Source organism: Riemerella columbipharyngis, assembly GCF_900101995.1.
In the GTDB taxonomy this organism is placed as follows: Bacteria; Bacteroidota; Bacteroidia; order Flavobacteriales; family Weeksellaceae; genus Riemerella; species Riemerella columbipharyngis.
Genome location: NZ_FNAS01000039.1, coordinates 1 through 1,494, shown reverse-complemented (window position 1 = coordinate 1,494; position 1,494 = coordinate 1). Strand labels below are relative to the sequence as shown.

Sequence of the window (1,494 nt, the reverse complement as noted above, 5' to 3'; positions counted from 1 at the left end):
GCATTCCGATACGAAAAAATAGGCTCATCATCATTGGATTCTATTCGATAGGGTTGTCCTTTTTTATTGATACTTTCAAAAGACTGCAAAGACTTAACTAAGACAGTTTTTGTAATTCCAAAAGTTTTCCAGTAACGGATTTCTTTTTCGCTAAAATCCTTTTCTATTAGCGATAACGCCAAGTTTTGCCAATGGGTAGATAGAAAATTAGCACATTTTAACGCATTTATATTTATGCCTTAATAATCAAAAAATTAGAGCAAAAAAAAGACGCTTGAAGCGGCTTAGGATAATTTTACGGATGATAATGTAAGAAGTATGAGTGAAGATTGCCTATAGGCTCCTATGGGAAAATTATAATTCCAGCCCTTTATTAGGCTGGTAAATTCTCAAATATTCTTATCCATATAAGTCTCTAAGGAATTTACTAATTGATTCAAAAATAAGGTTCTTGAACCTGATCGGCTTTTCATCCGGTGAAATGTATGATGGATATCTTGTAATTCAATCTTGAATAAAGCCTGGCAGGTAACAGCAATTTTGTTTAAACTAATCTGTCCACCTGAAATGGCTTTTGCCGCGTGAAGTGCATAGATAAGTTCAATTAAAGCGGCTTTACTTTCCGTCCAATAGATGGAACGATGATTTTCATTAGCGATTTTATCGAATCGCGTAGTGGTGCGGAAATGAAGATATTCATAAAATAGTTCTCTGCCGATAATGCGAGCGGTTAAATAATCGTAGTAAGTGGAAAACTGTTTGTCCAAATCAAAAGCGTGGTTTTCCAGTCCTTCCCTGAAATTAAAAGAAGACCTTAAAAAATATTTATGGTCTTCGTCAGTTCTACCAGAGTGATAGTAAATATAGAAAGGGTTTGTTTTTAGAAAATGATTGTGCCTCCTCTTCAATCGTTTTTTCTCTTTGGCAAAGTAATTTCCATAAATCTTTCCTTTTGAGGTAGGACGAACTACTTCCATTTTGTAAATTCTATTATAGTACATTAATTTTCCATAAATACTTGGTTTAATGTTTCTAAAAAAATGGATTTCTTCCTGCTCGTCACAGAATCCTCTTTCAAGGATATAAGTTTTAGCTTCTTCTAAAACTTTAGACAGATAAAGAATCATTTCCAATGTTTCGGGAATTACGGTTTCTACATGCAGTGTTACCTTTTCCTCTTCCTTGTGGATGTCTTGAAAGACTTTTCTAAAATACTGTTCCATATTATTAAATATTAAAAGTTGTTTCCTACAAAATTACGGAACAAATACAAAAAAAATCAATCGAAAAATTGTACAATAATTCTATATTACCTCGCCTATGCACGGTGCGAGTCGGCATCCATAAAGGAGCACGCTTGCACCGTGCATAGGCGAGGCAAAGTTATAAGAATTTGTTCAGAAAGTAAATATGTTGTATTTCCGCAGTGTTGAGTTTCAATGAAAATCAGTGAAATCAAAAGAAATGAGTTGAGTTACTAATTTGTTACCTGAA

At 33.7% G+C, this 1,494-nt stretch carries 2 protein-coding genes; both read right to left on the bottom strand.

Annotated elements, in window-relative coordinates; translation table 11 throughout:
• A partial coding sequence (locus BLS89_RS10840) for a hypothetical protein (RefSeq protein ID WP_143017775.1) occupies window positions 1-182 on the bottom strand: 182 nt, incomplete at its 3' end.
• Between the two features lie 207 nt (window positions 183-389).
• Window positions 390-1,223 (bottom strand): RteC domain-containing protein, encoded by an 834-nt coding sequence (locus BLS89_RS10335; protein ID WP_092738143.1) that lies wholly within the window; start codon window positions 1,221-1,223, stop codon window positions 390-392.
• Window positions 1,224-1,494 lie beyond the last annotated feature (271 nt).